We start from the raw sequence: 1,236 nt of genomic DNA, 5'->3' as shown, positions 1-1,236 counted from the left end.
TGACTGTCCAGCCAGCAGTCTGCAATTCCGGTGATCAGGTTGGTGGCGCCAGGTCCACTTGTACCCAGTGCCACGCCCATGATCTTGTGATGGGTCGCACGTGCGACAGCAGATGCAGCAAAGGCAGCGCCTTGCTCATGGTGCATTGATACCAACTTGGTCTTTCCAAGCAAGTTAATGCTGTCCACCAGATGGGTAATCATTCCACCGATGAGCTCAAAACCATACAGGACGTTATTGTCTGCAAGTACTTTTGCTACTGCATCTGAAGCTTTCATATGTTAGAAACCGATCCCGAAGAACTCTTCCAGTTTTTCACCGACGTAATCGAAATGTTCTTGGCCCAGGGAGGGCTGAACGCCCAGCCAGAAGGTCTGGTTCATGGTCCGGTCAGTATTGGTCAGTTCGCCCACGACGCGGTACTCGACGTTATGGAAGTACGGCTGGCGGGTCAGGTTACCGGCAAACAGCAGGCGGGTACCGATTTTGTTCTGATCCAGGAACTTGAGCAGGTCAACACGATTGATCCCGGCGCTTTCCTTCAGGGTGACTGGGAAGCCAAACCAGGATGGGTCGCTATTTGGGGTTGGTTCGGCGATTTCAAGGAAATCGCTCAAGCTCGCCAGGCGTTCCTTGAGCAGCTTGAAGTTGCGCTTGCGAGTTTCAATGAACTCGGCTGCGCGGTCGAGCTGTGCCAAGCCGCATGCCGCTTGCATGTCGGTGATCTTCAGGTTGTAGCCTAAGTGGGCATACACGTACTTGTGATCGTAACCTTGTGGCAAGCTGCCGAATTGCTGGCCAAAACGGTTGCCGCAGGTATCATCGCAACCGGGCGCACAATAGCAGTCGCGTCCCCAATCACGGAACGATTCGGCAATCAATTTGAGCTGAGCGTTATTGGTGAACACCGCGCCACCTTCCCCCATGGTGATATGGTGGGCCGGGTAGAAACTCAGGGTGGCGATATCGCCGAAGGTGCCAACCATTTTGCCGTCATAGGTCGCACCGAGTGCATCGCAGCAATCTTCGACTAGCCAGAGATTGTACTTTTCGCACAAGGCTTTGACTTTGCCCAGATTGAAGGGGTTACCAAGGGTGTGGGCGAGCATGATCGCCTTGGTCTTGGGGGTGATGGCTGCTTCGATCAGCTCGGGGTCAATGTTGTGGGTCGCCATGTCGACATCGACGAAGACCGGTATCGCCCCGAACTGGACGATCGGGTTGACGGTGGTGGGG

The 1,236-nt window shown here is 54.7% G+C and carries 2 protein-coding genes; both read right to left on the bottom strand.

The features are described 5' to 3' along the window. Positions 1-278: thiamine pyrophosphate-binding protein (locus tag AC1DRJ_RS28385; protein WP_477805064.1), on the bottom strand; the 278-nt coding region annotated here is incomplete at its 3' end. A gap of 3 nt (positions 279-281) precedes the next feature. Then, on the bottom strand, positions 282-1,236 hold a 955-nt coding region (gene rfbH / locus AC1DRJ_RS28380), incomplete at its 5' end, for a lipopolysaccharide biosynthesis protein RfbH (RefSeq protein ID WP_477805063.1).

It is taken from the genome of Pseudomonas sp. P5_B2, from assembly GCF_056400445.1.
Note: the sequence above shows the minus strand (reverse complement) of the source record. Positions and strands in the feature narration are given on the sequence as shown.